The 15,782-nt window shown below is 72.5% G+C and carries 16 protein-coding genes; 4 read left to right on the forward strand and 12 right to left on the reverse strand.

What is annotated here, in order from left to right; all coding sequences use genetic code 11:
* The first annotated feature begins 8 nt into the window (after positions 1-8).
* Entirely contained in the window at positions 9-980 is a 972-nt protein-coding gene (locus tag I8N67_RS01215; protein ID WP_200300661.1) for an ABC transporter ATP-binding protein, read from the forward strand.
* Positions 967-1,908: an ABC transporter permease gene (locus tag I8N67_RS01220; protein WP_200300662.1), complete on the forward strand. Its 942-nt coding sequence runs from the start codon at positions 967-969 to the stop codon at positions 1,906-1,908. Before I8N67_RS01215 ends, I8N67_RS01220 begins: the two co-directional genes overlap by 14 nt.
* A gap of 6 nt (positions 1,909-1,914) precedes the next feature.
* Here I8N67_RS01220 and I8N67_RS01225 read toward each other — a convergent pair whose 3' ends face one another.
* The 12 genes from I8N67_RS01225 to I8N67_RS01280 all read right to left on the reverse strand — a co-directional run bounded on the left by I8N67_RS01225 (position 1,915) and on the right by I8N67_RS01280 (position 13,630).
* Positions 1,915-2,544 carry a flavodoxin family protein gene (locus I8N67_RS01225; RefSeq protein ID WP_200300663.1) on the reverse strand — a complete coding sequence of 210 codons (630 nt, stop codon included), beginning with the start codon at positions 2,542-2,544 and terminating at the stop codon, positions 1,915-1,917.
* 146 nt (positions 2,545-2,690) lie between these two features.
* The gene (locus I8N67_RS01230) at positions 2,691-3,194 is read right to left on the reverse strand and encodes an NUDIX domain-containing protein (RefSeq protein ID WP_307835114.1); all 504 of its coding nucleotides are present in this window, start codon (positions 3,192-3,194) and stop codon (positions 2,691-2,693) included.
* Between the two features lie 44 nt (positions 3,195-3,238).
* Positions 3,239-4,498 (reverse strand): amidase, encoded by a 1,260-nt coding sequence (locus I8N67_RS01235; RefSeq protein ID WP_200300776.1) that lies wholly within the window; start codon positions 4,496-4,498, stop codon positions 3,239-3,241.
* A gap of 2 nt (positions 4,499-4,500) precedes the next feature.
* Positions 4,501-4,818 (reverse strand): DUF4913 domain-containing protein, encoded by a 318-nt coding sequence (locus tag I8N67_RS01240; protein WP_234044800.1) that lies wholly within the window; start codon positions 4,816-4,818, stop codon positions 4,501-4,503.
* A 122-nt stretch (positions 4,819-4,940) separates the two neighbouring features.
* Positions 4,941-6,692, reverse strand: coding sequence for a TraM recognition domain-containing protein (locus I8N67_RS01245; protein WP_200300665.1), 1,752 nt, complete (start codon positions 6,690-6,692; stop codon positions 4,941-4,943).
* Between the two features lie 263 nt (positions 6,693-6,955).
* Entirely contained in the window at positions 6,956-8,443 is a 1,488-nt protein-coding gene (locus tag I8N67_RS01250; RefSeq protein ID WP_307835115.1) for a putative type IV secretion/conjugal transfer ATPase, read from the reverse strand.
* Positions 8,440-9,933 (reverse strand): SCO6880 family protein, encoded by a 1,494-nt coding sequence (locus I8N67_RS01255; RefSeq protein WP_200300666.1) that lies wholly within the window; start codon positions 9,931-9,933, stop codon positions 8,440-8,442. The genes I8N67_RS01250 and I8N67_RS01255 overlap by 4 nt, the downstream gene beginning before the upstream one ends.
* A 171-nt stretch (positions 9,934-10,104) precedes the next feature.
* On the reverse strand, positions 10,105-11,295 hold the full coding sequence (locus tag I8N67_RS01260; protein WP_200300667.1) for a TrbL/VirB6 family protein: 1,191 nt from the start codon (positions 11,293-11,295) through the stop codon (positions 10,105-10,107).
* Position 11,296: 1 nt separating this feature from the next.
* Positions 11,297-12,106: a DUF8175 domain-containg protein gene (locus tag I8N67_RS01265; protein ID WP_200300668.1), complete on the reverse strand. Its 810-nt coding sequence runs from the start codon at positions 12,104-12,106 to the stop codon at positions 11,297-11,299.
* A gap of 31 nt (positions 12,107-12,137) precedes the next feature.
* Positions 12,138-12,434, reverse strand: a complete 297-nt coding sequence (locus I8N67_RS01270) for a hypothetical protein (RefSeq protein ID WP_200300669.1) — start codon at positions 12,432-12,434, stop codon at positions 12,138-12,140.
* A 402-nt stretch (positions 12,435-12,836) separates the two neighbouring features.
* Entirely contained in the window at positions 12,837-13,109 is a 273-nt protein-coding gene (locus I8N67_RS01275) for a hypothetical protein (protein WP_307835116.1), read from the reverse strand.
* The gene (locus I8N67_RS01280; protein ID WP_200300670.1) at positions 13,106-13,630 is read right to left on the reverse strand and encodes a DUF6668 family protein; all 525 of its coding nucleotides are present in this window, start codon (positions 13,628-13,630) and stop codon (positions 13,106-13,108) included. Before I8N67_RS01280 ends, I8N67_RS01275 begins: the two co-directional genes overlap by 4 nt.
* 322 nt (positions 13,631-13,952) lie before the next feature.
* On the opposite strand from I8N67_RS01280, the gene I8N67_RS01285 reads away from it, so the two are divergent.
* Both I8N67_RS01285 and I8N67_RS01290 read left to right on the forward strand, forming a co-directional pair.
* Positions 13,953-14,990 (forward strand): peptidoglycan DD-metalloendopeptidase family protein, encoded by a 1,038-nt coding sequence (locus I8N67_RS01285; RefSeq protein WP_200300671.1) that lies wholly within the window; start codon positions 13,953-13,955, stop codon positions 14,988-14,990.
* A 65-nt stretch (positions 14,991-15,055) separates the two neighbouring features.
* A complete protein-coding gene (locus tag I8N67_RS01290) occupies positions 15,056-15,778 on the forward strand; it encodes a hypothetical protein (RefSeq protein ID WP_234044743.1) in 723 nt (240 codons plus the stop codon).
* Positions 15,779-15,782: the final 4 nt, after the last annotated feature.

The following is a 15,782-nucleotide window of genomic DNA, read 5'->3' on the forward strand; positions in this document are numbered from 1 at the left end:
GGGGAGCCATGAACGACGCAGCGGCCATCCACACCCAGGGGCTGACCAAGACCTTCCGCGGTGGCCAGGTGGCCGTGGACCACCTGGAACTGAAGGTTCCCAGCGGCAGCGTCTTCGGCTTCCTCGGCCCGAACGGCTCGGGCAAGACCACCACCATCCGGATGCTGATGGGCCTGATCGAGCCGACTTCGGGCACGGCCCGGGTCCTCGGCCGGCCCATGCCGCGCTCCGCCCGCACCGTGCTCCCGCACGTGGGCGCGCTCATCGAGGGACCCGCCCTGTACGGCTTCCTCTCCGGGCGCGACAACCTGCTGCGCTACGACTCCGCCGACCGGGCCGCCGACCCGCGCACCCGGCGTACGCGGGTCGCGGCGGCGCTCGACCGGGTCGGGCTCTCGGCCGCCGCCGGCAAGAAGGCGAAGGCGTACTCGCTGGGCATGAAACAGCGGCTGGGCCTCGCGGCGGCGCTGCTCCAGCCGCGCCGCCTCCTCGTCCTCGACGAGCCGACCAACGGGCTCGACCCGCAGGGGATGCGGGAAATCCGGGCCCTGGTACGGGAGTTGGCGTCCGAGGGCACCACCGTCTTCCTCTCCTCACACCTGCTCGACGAGATCGAGCAGGTGTGCACCCATGCCGCCGTCATGGCGCAGGGGCGGCTGATCATCCAGGGCCCGGTGAGTGAGCTGGCGGCGGGGGCGCGCGGGCGCCTGGTCGTCACCACCCCCGACGCGGCGGACGCGGCCCGGGTGCTCAAGGAGCAGGGGATCGCGGATGTCGTGGTGGCCGCCGGGGAGGGCCGAGGGCAGGGCGAGGGTGACCGGGTGACGGGCGAACCGCCGCCCCCCGACCGCGACCTGGCCGAACTGAACGTCGCACTGGTCACCGCGGGCGTCCGCGTCCGCGGCTTCGGCCTCGAACGGGCCTCCCTGGAGGACGCGTTCGTGGCGCTGACGGGGGAGGGCTTCGATGTCGCGGGTTGAGACGAACGGTGTCGAGGCCACGGCCACGGACGTGGCCACGGCGGAGGCCGCTTCGCCCGCCGCCCGTACACCCGGCTTCCTCTGGACGTTCGGACTGTTCCGCAGCGAGCTGGTCACCACCTTCCGGCGCTGGCGGACGATCGCGCTGCTCGCCGTGCTCGCGGCGGTGCCCGTCCTCGTCGGGATCGCGGTGCGGATCGAGACCGGTGACGGGTCGTCGATGGGCGGCGGACCCGGCGGCGGTGGCGGAGGCGGCGGGCCGGCGTTCATCGCGCAGATCACCAACAACGGGCTGTTCCTGGTGTTCACGGCGCTGGCCGCGACGCTCCCCTTCTTCCTGCCGATGGCCGTCGGCGTGATCGCCGGGGACGCGATCGCGGGCGAGGCCAACGCGGGCACCCTGCGCTATCTGCTGGTCGCGCCCGCCGGCCGGACCCGGCTGCTGCTCGTCAAGTACGCGGCCACCATGACGTTCTGCCTGGTCGCGACCCTCGTCGTGGCGGCCTCCGCGCTGGCCGTCGGGGCGTTGCTGTTCCCACTCGGGGACCTGACGACGATCTCCGGTACGTCCATCAGCTTCGCAGAGGGGCTGTTGCGGGCGCTGCTGATCGCCCTGGCGGTGGCCGCGTCACTGATCGGGATCGCGGCCCTCGGGCTGTTCGTCTCCACCCTCACCAACAGCGGCATCGCGGCGATGGCCACCACGGTCGGGCTTCTCATCACCGTCCAGATCCTCGACCAGATCCCCCAGCTCGACGCCCTCCACCCGTACTTCTTCTCCCACTACTGGCTCTCCTTCGCCGATCTGATGCGCGAGCCCGTCTACTGGGACGACCTCCAACGCAACCTCGGCCTCCAGGCGGTGTACGCGGCGGTGTTCGGGGCGGCGGCGTGGGCGAGGTTCACGGCGAAGGACATCGCCTCCTGACACCTCTCAAGCGGCAGCCTCCTCGGTGTCGTAGGGGAAGCGCGCGAACGGCGGTTCCTCGGTGAGGAACGTCTTCGCGCGGGCCAGGGCCGCCGAGTCGCGGAGTACGTCGCCGGGCTTGCTGCCGTTGCCGAGGAGGACTCCGCCGATGGGGGTACCGCCCACGCCCTTAAGGCAGTGGGGGAGCATGCCCATGTACGCGGCGGAGTGGTTCAGCGTGCCGATGAGGGGCTCGGCGACTTCCTCCTCCTGGTGGGCCTGCACGGTGACGCCCCAGAGGGTGCGGCCCGCCAGCGTCTTCTTGAAGTCGACGCCGGGGGTGCGCAGCCAGCCCGACCAGTGGTCGAGGTAGCGCTTGACGCCGGCCGAGACGGAGTACCAGTACAGCGGCGACACGATCACGATGTCCGTGGCCGCGAGCGTGGCGTGCAGCAGCAGCGCCCGGTTGTCGCCCTCCGGCCGTACGTGGTCGCTGTCGTGACGCAGGTCCTCGAAGTCCGGCAGCGGATGCTCCGCGAGGCTCAGCCAGCGCTGCTCCACCCCGTCGGGCAACTGCTCGGCGGCCACGCGGGCCAAAGCCTCGGTGTTGCCGTCCCGCCGACTGCTGCCGAGGACGAAGAGGAAGCGGCGTGTCATGGGGGTCCCCCTGGACATGCTTATCGGGTATGCGGCACGCGGGTACGCTGCGTACGACGATTACATGCGTAGACGATATATGTATGCGCATGTGATGCCAGGAGGGCGCGGTCCAAGAGGGTGCGGGCACGGTCGTAGGGACGGGGTCACGCCCGTACGTCCGGCTCCTTGGGCGGCAGTTCCAGCAGCAGGGCCATGACGCCGACCAGGGTGGCGCTGCTGACGATCTCCCGGCGGGCGATCATGCCGGGGATGTCGGTGAGCGGGATCCACTCCAGCCGGTCGGACTCGTTCTGTTCCGTGGGCTCGCCGACGCGTCGCGCGTCGTCCGTGCGGAACACGAAGTGCCGGGTGTCGGTGATCCCGGCCGCCGGCTCGGCGCAGAGCAGTTCCCGCAGCGCCCCCGGCCGCCGCCCCGTCTCCTCCTCCAGCTCCCGCGCCGCCGCCTCCGCCGGCCCTTCCCCGTCCTCGACCAGGCCCATGGGCAGCTCCCAGCCCCAGGTGTCCGTGACGAAGCGGTGGCGCCACATCATCAGCACCCGCCGTCGGTCGTCCACGGCCGCGGTGACGGCGAGGTCCCGCAGCCGGACCACGTGGTAGTCGCCGCGGGTGCCGTCGGGCCGCTCGACGTCCAGCGAGCGCAGCCGCACCCACGGGGTGTCGTGGAGCGTGCGTTAGCCGTGGACGGTCCATTTCATGCCGGGCTCTCCCGCTCTCGTTCGGGGTACGACGGCCGGGCGGCTTCGGCGGCTTCGGCGGCACGCGCCAGCCGTAGCAGCAGGGATTCCTCCCCGTGCCGGGCCACCAGTTGGAGGCCGGCCGGGCAGCCGTCGGAGTCGAAGCCCGCCGGGATGCTCATCGCGGGGTGGCCACTGAGGTTGAACGCCCAGGTGAGGGCTGTGGAGTAACGGTCGCCGGGGCCGTCGTGGCCGTGCGGGGCGTTGGGCGTGGTGGGGGTCAGGATCAGATCGGCGTCCGCGAAGAGGGCGGCGAGCCGCCGGTCGTTCTCGGCGCGGAGCCGGTCGGCGTCCCGCACGGCCGAGGGGTCGGTGCCGGGCGCGGCGCGGAGGGCCAGCCAAGCGGGTCCGGGGTCCTCCAGGCGTACCAGCGACGAGTTCCGCCGTACGAGCTGTACGAGCTGTACGAGCCGTACGAGACCGGTGTCCGCCAGGCGCAGCGCGGCGCCGTGGGCGAGCGCGGCGGGTTCGGGGTCGGTGTCGGCGAACCCGAGGTCCGCCGACCATACGGCGGTGAGGGGCGCAGACGGGTACCCCTCGCCCTCCTCCTCGCCTCGCACGCAACGCCAGTACGCCGCCGCGTCCGACGCGTACCGGGTGAGGACGCCGGCTGCCGCGAGACCCGTGCGGTCGGCGGACGGCAGGCGTCCGTTCGTGGTCTTGAGGCCGACGACGCCGCACCAGGCGGCCGGGATGCGTACCGACCCGGCGCCGTCGGACCCGGTGGCCATCGGTACCAGGCCCGCCGCCACCGCCGCGGCGGACCCGGCCGACGATCCGCCCGGCGTCCGGTCGGCCCGCCAGGGGTTGACGGTCCGGCCGCCGGCCCCGAGACCCCAGGTCTGCCAGTGCGTACCGGAGCCGGGCACGGAGGTCGCCCCGACGGGTACGCACCCGGCCGCGATCAGCGCCCGCGCCGGTGCCGCGCGCAGCCCGGCCCGCCCCTTCACCCCGATCGGCACCCCGGCCAACGGCAGCCGCACACCCCCGGCGACCTGCTCGTCCACCGCCGCCGCCCGGCGCAACGCCTCCTCCTCCCACACCTCGGCGAACGCGCACAGCACGGAGTCCGCCCGCTCGATACGGGCGAGCGAGGCAGCGACCACGTCGACGGCACGGAGTTCACGAGCGCGGACACCGGCGGCGATCCGCTCGGCCGAGAGCGGCGGAAAGCCACCGAGGGGAGGGGAACCGGGGGGAAGGGAGTCGGGTGGCAGCGTCAAGGGTTCGTCCCGTACGGCTCGACGACCGGCGGCTGCTTCGCGCGGTGGGCGCCCGCCTTGCAGCCCGCGAACGGGCCGTTCGGGGAGCGGAGTTCGGCGAGTACGGGGCCGAGGTGGTCGCGGTGCCAGACGGCCGGGCCGGAGGCGCCCGCCGTGGGGTCGGTGAGTTCCTGCCAGGCGAGCCACAGGGCGTGCAGCCGGGCCACCGCCTCCAGGTGCTCCCACCAGCGCGGACACCAGGGCTGCTGGGAGGTGGCCTCGCGGCCGTAGACCGGGAGGAGCAGGTCGCCGACCCAGAGGGCCAGCCCGCGCATCTCCTCGGCGTACTCGTGGCCGTCGAGGTAGAGGATGAACGGCGGGGCGGCGGGAAGCGGCTGTTCGAGGTCTTGCTGTTCGAGGCTCTGCTGTTCGAAGCCGGGCTGGTCGACGGCGGTGGTCATCGGACGATCCCTTCCGCCGCCCGTGCCGTGATGGCCTTGACCTCGGCACGGGCGGCCAGTGCGATGCGGTCGGCGCCGGGTTCGGCGTACCAGGGGCGCAGACGGACGAGCGCGGGCCTGATGCCGGTGGCGAGGAGGAGGGCCGTGCCCTTGGGGAGGGCGCGGATGCGGTCGGCGGGGAGGATGCGTTCGAGGCGGTACGAGGTGGAGCGGGAGCGGCCGTCCTTGCTACGGGAGTAGCTCACCGTCGACACGTCGTGCTCGCCGACCAGCCGCGAGACCTTCTCCACGAAGTCCGCGTCGTCCAGGCCCGCGCCCAGCAGCTTGATCGTGGCCGCGCCCCACAGCGCGTCCATCCCGGCTTCGCCCCACACCCGCGTGCCCTGGCGGTAACTCTGCAGCAGGGTCACGACGTTGATGCCCCGCGAGCCGAAGTGGGAGTACAGGTCGGGGAGGTCGGAGATACGGCAGACGTTCGCTGCCTCGTCCAGTACCGCCGTCATCGGCGGGTCGAGGCGGCCACCCATCCGTTCCGCCGCCCCGACTCCCGCGCGCAGTACGGAGTCCGCGCACGCGGCGATGACACCGGCCGCCGAGCCGCCGCCGTCCTTGGAGAGGAGGTAGAGCGTGTCGGGGGAGAGGACGTGCCGCTCCGGCAGGAACTGCGGCAGGTCCGGGTCCGGGCTCACCCAGGCCGAGATCGCCGGGTCGAGCAGACACGCCACGCACTGGCGGGCCGTCTCGTAGATGCCGTCCCGTGTCTCCACCGCGCCCTGGACGGTGCCCTGGAGCTGGTCGGCGAGGGCCGACATGCCGGCGTCGCGCAGCAGGTCGACCGGCGTACGGTCGGCCGGGTCCGCCAGCCAGGACAGCACCTCGTCCACCTGCCGCTCGCCCCGGTTCGCCGCGTGGAAGAGGGCCGTGAGGGTGTTCTGGGCCGCCGAGATCCAGAAGTCCCGCTTGGTGGCGTCGTCGTTGACCGCGCCCACGAAGTGGCCGGCCAGGCGGCGGGCGCCCTCGATCGTGGCGGCGTCGGCGAGCATGTCCCACCACAGGGCGCGCGGGGTGTGGGCGATGCCCTGCGGGTCGAACGTCCATACGGTGCCGACGCGTGCGCGCTCCGCTCGGGTCACGCTGTACACGTCCGCCTTGTTCGAGGTCAGCAGGACGCTGCCGCGGGCGCGGAGTACGCGTGGGACCGCTATGCCGGTGGACTTGCCCGCCCGTGGTGCCATCAGGTCCAGCTCGACGTCCTCGTAGCTGCTGCGGAGTTCGGGGCCGCCGGGTTCCAGGTCGCCGAGGAGGTTGCCGGTGTCGTCCGGGGCCAGGCGGCCTGACCTCGGGAGGGACGGGCGGAGTTCGCGGGCCCTGGTGGTGGCGCCTTTCGGGAGGAGGGTCGAGAGTTCGCGGCGGCCGGCGAGACCGGTGGGCCTCCGGCCCCGGCGGCGGATCAGTACGGCCAGGGTGACGAGGAGGGCGACTGTTCCGCCGAACACGGTGGCCATGCCTGCGGTGATCGCGCCGGTTGACGCCGTCGGCCACAGGGGGGCGGGGCCCTTCTGCGCGAGGGTCGACATCGTTTCCAGGGCGAAGGGGGGTGGGTGCCAGCCGGCTCCGCCGAGGGCCGCGCCCAGGGTGCCGCCCAGCCAGGCGCCGAAGAAGAGGGTGCCTATGAGGAGGGCGGCGCCGGGGACGAGCCAGGGGAGGAGGTCGTCGGTGGTGGTGTGTTGTTGCTTGCGTGTGGGCATTTCGGTTCCCCCGTCGGTTTGTTGATGTGCGATTTCTTCTTCGCCCCCGCCGCCCCTACCCGTCCCTTCCCAGTGGCTGCGCCCCCTTCGCCCCCCCCTTGGGTGCGTTTTCGGGTGCGGGTCCGGTGGGGGTTGCTCGCGCAGTTCCCCGCGCCCCTGAAGGGCGAAAAGCATGGGGCGCAGCCCCTGCTTTTCAGGGGCGCGGGGAACTGCGCGACCAGCCCCCACCCACCCGCAGCCGCCGACGCACCGCACCCCCGCCCTCATAGGCGCCCCGCAGCCTTGGAAAGCACCGGTTTCGGCGTCCATCTCGTGTTCGTGTTGTGGAGTTCGCGCTCCTTGTCGGTGATGGAGACCTTGATCGGGATGCCGGGTCGGCCGCCCACCTTGATGAGGAAGCGGCCACGGCCCGGCGGCTCCTCGTTGCCGCCCGTGCTGGCCCAGCCCGGCGGTGAGGACCAGGACGACACGAGGTCGATCTCGCGCTCGGAGAGGCCGACGATCTCGCCGAGATCCCTCATCTCCGCACGGGGCAGGCCGGCGCACACCACCATGCCCGCCCGCTCCACGAAGCCGCGCGCCTTCGCGCGGTCGGCCTCGCTGCCCAGCGCCTCCGCGTCCTTCAGGGTGTGTGTGATCTTCGCGTCGCCCAGGCCGAGGGAGCGGTTGAGGCGGGTGAGGGCGTCGATGCGTTCGACGATGCCGGAGGCGGCCCGCAGGGGGCGCCACAGTTCGTCGAGGACGGTGAAGAACCAGCGCTGGGGGGCCAGCCCGGCGTCCGCGAGGGCGTGCGCGGCGGCGACCGTGCCGAGGCCGTCCGACCAGGCCGCCAGCATCGCCGCGGCCGTGAGCTGGGTGTCGGCCTCGCCGATGCGGGAGATGTCGACGCAGACGGCGGGCGCGGCGGCGTCGATACGGGTGGACGTCTCGGAGGCGAAGGTGTCGCCGAGCGGGCCGTCGAGGACGCCCAGCAACGAGCGGTGGAGGGGGTCGACCGCCTCCTGGTAGCGGGCCTCGTCGCCCCGGTCCAGGGTCACCGCGCGGACCCGGTCGGGGCCCTCGTCCAGCACCTTCAGCAGGTCGGGCAGCAGGGGCGCCCGCCCCGGCTTCGCGCGCTCCGCCAGGTGGTGCAGGCAGGCGGAGAGCACCGACTGCTCGTGGTCGTCCATCGGGCGGCCCCGGACGATCGTGATGAGCGCCGCGACCATGTTCAGGACCCGGCCGTGCGCCTCCGCCGCCAGGATCCGGCCCCGCTCGCCGCCGATCCGGGCCGCCGCCTCGCCCATCGCGCCGGGGTCGAGCACGTTGATGCCGCCGACACCGCGCCCGATGGAGATCACCTGGCCGCCGAGGGCCCGTACGGTGTCCGCGTAGTCCGGCTTGAGGTCGCCGAGGACCAGCGGGGTCACCCCGGTCGCGGCCATGCCGATGAGCATCCGGTTGACCAGCGTCGACTTGCCGAGGCCCGGCATGCCCAGCATGAACAGGGACGGGTTGGAGATGTAACGCGCGCGGGTGAACCAGGAGATGGGGTCGCCGCAGACCGTGGCGCCCGTCTGGAGGTGCTGGCCCAGCGGCACCCCCGTCATCGGCGCGCCGGAGCCCGCCGCGAACGGCCACAGGCCGCACGCCTGGACGGTCGTCGCCCGCCACAGCGCGGGCGGGTCGACATGCGCGACCTGGCCGCCGCCGGGGCCGAACCAGCCACGCGGCGGTGCGGTACGGGGCCGAGGGGTAGCGGGCTTGCTCACAGCGCCTCCCGGATCTGGTACGGAACGAGGGTGTGCTCCCACGGCAGCAGGCCGACGGGGAGCGTGCAGGTGAACGCGGAGGCCTGCATGCGGTCGGCGGGGCGCATCAGGATGCGGGACGACGCCTGGAGGTTGCGGACGGTGACCGCCGCGTCCGGCAGCTGCTCCTCGCTGTCCACGGTGACCGTCACCATCAGCGAGAACTCCACGAGCCCGGCACCCGCCGCCTCCTCGGCCGCCGTCTGCTCGGCCGCGTGCATCTCTGAACTGGCCCGCGCCTGCACCAGACCCCGCTTGGAGCCCGCCATGAAGTGCGCGGTCCGCCGGTCGGCCTCCACGATCCGGGCGGAGGTCGCCGGGTCGATCGGACGGTAGATCAGCGAGACCCGCTTGCGGCGCGTCCCGGCGGCGGGCTCCAGCAGCCCCCGCAGCACACTCGACCGGACCGTGCCGCGCGGCGCCAGCGTCAGCAGCCAGGTCCGCGACACACCCGAGTCATGCTTGTACGACTGCACCGACTCGACGGCCGCCGCCGGGCCCGCGTCCGCCCACTCCAGCCCGGTCGTGGTGTGCTCGGCCCGGGTGCTCAGCACATCGGGGCCGACGGCCGGGTCGTACGCCACTCGTACGATCTCCGCGAGCCGCTCGGCGGAGAGCGGGTAGGCGGAGCCGCCGCCGGCCGCGACCAGACCCGACAGCAGGCCGGGCAGCCGCATCGAGAGGTCGGTGATGACGTCCTCGATGCTCCGCTTGGGGCCGCCGGTGGGGCCGTACGTCAGCGCGATGTACGTGTGCATCTCCGAGGAGGCGGACGGGTAGCGCGCGACGACCTCCTCCATGACCGCGCGGGCGGCGGCCGGGGCGTCCGGCGAGATCCGCGGCAGGACCTCGGCGGCCAGCCGCGTCCCGGTGTCCGGGGCGGTCTCGACGACGACCTGGGCGCCGCGCAGGCCCGGCTCGTGCGAGAGCCGGGCGAGCCAGTCGCCCCAGGACGCCACCCAGATGTCGACCTGCTCGGGATCGACCAGCGAACCGCCGTCCGGCTCGCAGGCCAGGACCACCGTGCAGAGGTTGCGGCCGGGGTGGTGGATCACCCCGAAGGCACGGTTGTAGGCGTCCCGGCCCTCGTGCATCTTGGTGCGGGCGAGCAGGCCCGGCGGGTGGTAGCGGCCGCCGGGACGCTTGGAGAGCGGGCCGGAGACGTACGTGTGCGAGCCGTTCGCCTTGCGCCTGAGCCAACCGATACGCACCGCGACCACCTGGTAGATGTTGCGGCCGTCCACCGTGCGCAGCGCGAGCGGGGCGAGGAAGAGGCCGAGGGGGATGAGGACGAGGACCGCGGCCGGCAGCGAGACCAGCGAGGCGAGGAGCGCGACCAGGAGTCCGCCGAAGGCGACGACTGTGCCGAGGAGGCCCAGTGGCCCCAGGCCGGGTCGGCGGGGTCTGCGCCAGTTTCCGTAGGTGGGACGCGTCAGGGCGTCGGTGGACATGGGGACCTTCTTCCGGCTGAGATCGCTGAGGTCGCTGGGGGCCTGGGGCCTGGGTGCCTACGAGCTCGGGTGGTTCTGTCCGACGGCGGGTGCGGGTCCTCCGTGGCTTGTCGCGCAGTTCCCCGCGCCCCTGAAGGGGGCCTGCGGCCCTTCAGGGGCGCCGTCGGCCTACTACTGGTTGTGGCCCTTCATCCCGTCGTTGTCGTCGAGGGAGTTGGTGACCTCCGAGGCGGCTGCCACGCCGGTCTGTACGGCGACGGCGGCGGCCTGGACCGCGAGGGCCGCGCCTCCGGTGGCCGCGCCCGCGGCGGCTGTCCCGGCGGCGCCACCCGCTCCGCCGGCGGCTGCTCCGGCGCCGCCCGCGGAGGAACCCGCGCCGGAGGAGGGCGAGCCCTGGGGGCCTCCGCCGCCTCCGCCTCCGCCTCCGCCGCCACCCCCGCCGCCGGCGCCGCCCGCGATGCTGACCGCGCCGGAGGCCACGTTGTTGACGGCGTTGAGGGTGACCGTGCCGCCGGAGGTGCCGCCGAGCGCGGCGGTGGCGGGGACGATCAGTTTGAGGAGGGCCGGGAGGGCGAACACGGCCATGATCAGCATGCCCATGCCCGCGATGACCGAGTCCAGGTCCTTGGTGTCCTGGGTCATCGAGGTGGCCGAGTAGATGATCAGGGCCGCCGCCGGCTTGTACAGCAGCCAGGCCGTGAGCCAGCCGATGTGCTTCTTCCACCAGCCCTCGCCCCACCCGGTCATCGAGGAGGCGGCGGCCAACGGCAGCGTGCCGACCAGGGTGATCAGGACGCCGATGCGGATGTACATCAGCACGATCTGCACGAAGCTCGACAGCATCACCAGCAGACCGAAGATCAGCACCAGTCCGGGCTGGTTGAGCGTCAGCACGCCCAGCATCTCGGAGGCCTTGTCGCCGAGATCGGACCTCTCGTACACGTCCCTGGCGTACGCGTCCGACGCCTTCATGAGCGCCGTGACGACGGGGACGGACGCGGCGCCGACGAGGATGACCTTCCACATCCCCATGAACGCCTGTTTCATGGACTGGCCCTTGCGGTCCATGGCCATGCGGATCGCGGCGATCAGCAGCGAGGCCACCGCCACGTACGCGACGATCCAGTTGACCTCGGCGGTGATCAGGCCGATGGGGCTGCCCGGATCGGCCTGGCTCTGGGCATGGCCCACGTTTCCCGCGGGGTCGTCCACGTCGATGCCCAGCCAGACGCCGTTGAGCGCCTTGAGCACCTCCGCCGCGCCGTCACCGATCGCCTTGGCGAAGACGACCACGGCACCCTCGGTGAACTGCTTTCCGCCCTCTTCGATGAGGCAGTCGTAGATCTTCCAGGAGCAGGCCATCTCATGCCTCCCAGGTGACGAAGCCGTCGGTTCCGCCGACCTGCGACACACCGCTGTAGACCGTGCCGTCCCGGTCGGGGTTGAGCTTCCAGTCGCCGTCCTGCCAGCGCACGGTCGCCGAGGCGGAGCCGAAGCCGCCGTCGCCCATGCCGCGCACCAGGACCATCACGGTCGCCTGCGTCTCGTCGTACGACAGCACCGTGAAGCCCGCGTAGCCACCGGCGTCCGGCGAGCCCGTGGTGGACTTGTCGGCCTCCTGGGAGCGGCTCGCGATCAGCGCGTCGCGGCCCGCGCCCGGCACGACCTGCCGGTCCACGACCTTGCGCCAGCCCTCGTAGCTGAGATGGTCGGTGATGGAGTGGACGGCCAGGACGGCGCCCATCGGGGTGTGCGCGAAGCAGGACCAGACGGGTCCGTCGTACTTCAGCGGCCCGGCCGCCTTCGAGACCGGCACCAGGCCGGTGCCGTTGGCCTTCCAGTGGAAGTCGCGCGGCGCCTCGGTGGGCTTGGCCTGGTCGCTGTCGTCGGTACGGCAGCCGGCGGGCCGGGCGTCCGAACCCCTGTCGTCGCCGTCACCGTCACCGTCACCGTCACCGGAGTCAGAGGTCGAGTCCGAGGACGAGGTCGGCGCCGGGTTCGGGTCGCCGGACGAACCGGCGGGCCCCTCGGCGCCGTTGCCCGTCACCGCGAAGAGGACCGCGAGGACGAGCAGCACCGTCAGGAACCCGGCCGACAGGACCCAGCCCCGCTGTTGCCAGAACGGCTGTTCCCATTCCCCGCTGCCCCCTTGGGGCCGGCCGGAGTTCAGCATCGTCGCTCCCCCTTTCGACTCGCTCGGACGACTAGAAGACGAAGTTCACGAGCGGGCCGGCGGTGGCGACGAGGACACAGCCGCCGAGGACCATGCCGAGCCGGCCCATGTGCTCCGAGCCCTCGCCGCGGCGCATCGAGATCGCCATCATCGCGCCGGTGATCAGCACCCCCGCGACGCCCGCGGCGGTGCCGGCCCAGGCGACGATGCCGAGCACGGTGTCGACCTTGCCGGTGAGTTCCGCGGGGGCGTCCCGGTTCGGGTTGGGGACCGTACCGTCGGCCAGGTAGATGGACTGCTGTGCCCTGGCGGCTATCGCGTTCAGCATGTGGTTTCTCCCCGTCGTTTCGGCCGGCCCGTCACGGTGGGTGGGGCCGGCGTCGACTCGTTCGAGCGGATGGGTCATCGGGTGCGTTCGGGGCCGGCGTGACGTGCTCGGGTTCCCGGTCGCTCTGTGAGCTTGGCGACTCCTGTGACCCGTAGCCAAGGGATGTAGTGATCCAGCACCTGTCGGTGACGTGCTCGTGACAGACGGGAACGTCTCGTCATGTCCGGGACAGTGACGTGCCGTCAGAACCGTCCGGACCTGCGGGGAAGCGGAATGGGTCGCACCGGTGTACGACAGTGGCGTGACCCGCGCGTACGACGACGGCCCGCCGGTTCGGTTGAACCGGCGGGCCGTCGCCCGGTGTTGCCCAGCCTGCTCCCCACCGCGTTTCTTACGGTGTCCCTACAGCACGAACCCCACAATCGGCCCCGCCGTCGCGCCGATGACGCAGGCGCCCAGGACGATCGCGAACTGGCTGAGGTGCTCGTCGCCCTCCCCCGCCTTGAGGGAGATGGCCATCCGGGAGCCGACGAGCAGCAGCCCGCAGACACCGGCCGCGGTGACCAGCCAGGCGAGGATGTTCAGGACGTAGTCGAGCTCATTGGTGACCACCGCCGGGGGCCCGGCCAGGGCGGTGGCCGCGGCGTACAGCGTGTCGCTCATGATGGCGCTCATGGGGTCCTCCCGGTGAGACGGGCCAGTGCCGCGCTCTCGCGCGGCGGCGGGCCGGTGAGGTCGCCGGTGCGCCAGGCGGGCACCCAGGGCACGCGGTAGACGTCGATGACGGAACCGATCACCTTGACGCGCTGCGCGAGCTGCCGCGGCAGCCGGCCGGGCGCGTCCGCGACCAGCACGATCGCGTCGAGATCGAGCCCCGGCGGCGAGTCGCCCCGCCGGAAGATGTCCAGGGTGTGCGAGACCGCGTCGAGCCCGGCGGAGTGCGTACGCCCCACCAGGAGCACCGACGCCGGTTCGCCGTGTTCGGGCTGCGGCCAGTTGCGGCCCGCGTCATGACCGCCGAAGACCGCCGCGAGGGTGGTGGACCCGGCGCCGCCGTGCGTGGCGACCCAGGAGAACCGCCGCGCGCTCGCGGCGGGTTGGGGCGGGGGGTCCTGCGGTCGTGCCTCCGGCTCTATCACCGGCCCGCGCACCCAGATCTCCGGTCCGGCCGCCGCCTGTCCTGCGCCTGGCTGCATCACCACATCACCGCTCTCCACCACTCCCCGTTTCCGCCGCTGATCACAGCAGTCTTCCTGAGCCCGTCGTGCCCGTCATGTCGCGCCCGTCGCATCCGGAGCTGTGCTCCCCCGATCTTCACGGCGTACGGGCGGCTTGGGAATCGGGACGTGAGTTCCTGCGACGAGCCTGTGACGCGCTGGTGACGCGCGGAACAGGGGTGAGCGGAGAGACTCGTCGGACCGGCCTCAAGTGGCAGGAACATGACTGGACTTCGAGAACGTGCCCTGGGGGGAGCGGACTTCGAAGAACACGAACGGACTTCGACGCTGAGGGGAGCAGATGTCCAACGGGGGAGGGTCCGTCACGACCTGGGTCGTCGGCGGCTGCGTGGCGGCCGTGATGATGCCCGTGGTGATGATGGTCGCGGTGAGCGGGGGAGGCGAGGCCGACGCGGAGGAACAGGGCGTCGGCGGCGGGCTCAAGACGGGCCAGGTCCCGGCGGAGTACGTGCCGTGGGTCCTCAAGGCGGGCGCCATGTGCGACGTCATCAAGCCGGCCGTGATCGCCGCGCAGATCGAGGCCGAGTCGGGCTGGAACCCGAACGCCAAGTCGCCGGTCGGCGCCGAGGGGCTGAGCCAGTTCATGCCCGGCACCTGGACGAGCTGGGGCCGGGACGACGACGGCAACGGGCGGATATCCCCGTACGACCCCGGCGACGCGATCATGGCCCAGGGCCGTTACGACTGTGCCCTCGCCAAGCAGGTCCAGGGGTACAAGGACCAGGGCCGGGCCACCGGCGAGACGCTCGACCTGACGCTCGCCGCGTACAACGCGGGCCCCGGCGCCGTGGAGCGGTACGGGGGCATCCCGCCGTACACCGAGACCCAGAACTACGTCGTCCGTATCAAGTCCCTCATCGCCAAGTACGAGTCGGTGGACGACCCGCCGGGCAAGCTCCCCGACGGCAGGGAGATGGCGATGCCGCTCTCCGGCAACCCGCCTGTGACCTCCCCGTACGGCTGGCGCATGCACCCCACCCTCGGCGTCCGCAAACTGCACACCGGCACCGACTTCGGTGTGGCCGCCGGTACGCCGGTCCTCGCCGCCCGCGACGGCGAGGTCACCTTCGCCGGCTGGACCAACGGCTACGGCAACCGCGTCGTCATCTCCCACGGCACCATCGACGGCGACCGGGTCTCCACGACCTACAACCACATGCTGGCCGGGCTCAGCGTCAAGGCCGGCGACAAGGTGAAGGTCGGCCAGCGGGTCGGCCTGGTGGGCTCCACGGGCTACTCGACCGGCGCCCACCTGCACTTCGAGGTCATGCGGAACGACGCGTACGTGGACCCGGCGCCCTGGTTGGGGCTGCGGTGACGACGTGGACGACGTGGACGACGCGATCGGCGAGGAAGGACACTGAGGTGAGGAGGGGGACGACGGTGGACACGAGGTATGGCGGGCTCGGGCGGGCCGGTCGTGTCGGCGCGGTCGTACTCGCGGCCGTGACCGGTATGGCGGTCCTCGGCGCGTGCGGCCTGGAGGACCACCGGGACACGGCGCGCGGCGGCGGCACGGCCTCGGCCGAACCGTCGATCGCCCCCAAGGCGCCGCTCCCCTCCGGCAAGCCGCTCGGCGCCGACGCGCGTGTGCCGAGCCCCACCGGCGTCGACGACACGGACGCTACCGCCGTCGCCGAGGCATGGGCGGAGGTCGCGTACGGCTACGACACGAAGTACGACTCCGGCCCGCACGACGCCGTACTGCGCTCCGCGCGCTGGTTCACCACCGCCAAGGCGAAGGCCGAGCGCTCGTACCACCCCGCGAGCGGCGCGGGCGAACAGTGGAACTCCTGGGCCGCGCACAAGGCCTGGACCACGGTCGAGGTGGAGTTCGACGACGACGGCGACGCCCCGCCCGACTCGGCACGGGACGCGTACCGCGCCCTCTTCGTCGACGGCACGGCGTACGGTCGCGACGGCTGGACGGGGACCGGTCCGCAGGCCACGGTGTACCTGAAGCTGGTTCGCTCGGGCAAGGGCGAGCCGTGGCGGGTGGACGACGTGCGTACGGTGGAGGCAGCGGTGCCGGCGCCGACCCCGTCGACGACCGACTCCGCCGCTTCCACCACATCCGCCGCTTCTCCTTCTGCCCGACCCGAGTGAGGGA

It is taken from the genome of Streptomyces adelaidensis, assembly GCF_016598475.1.
GTDB lineage: Bacteria > Actinomycetota > Actinomycetes > Streptomycetales > Streptomycetaceae > Streptomyces > Streptomyces adelaidensis.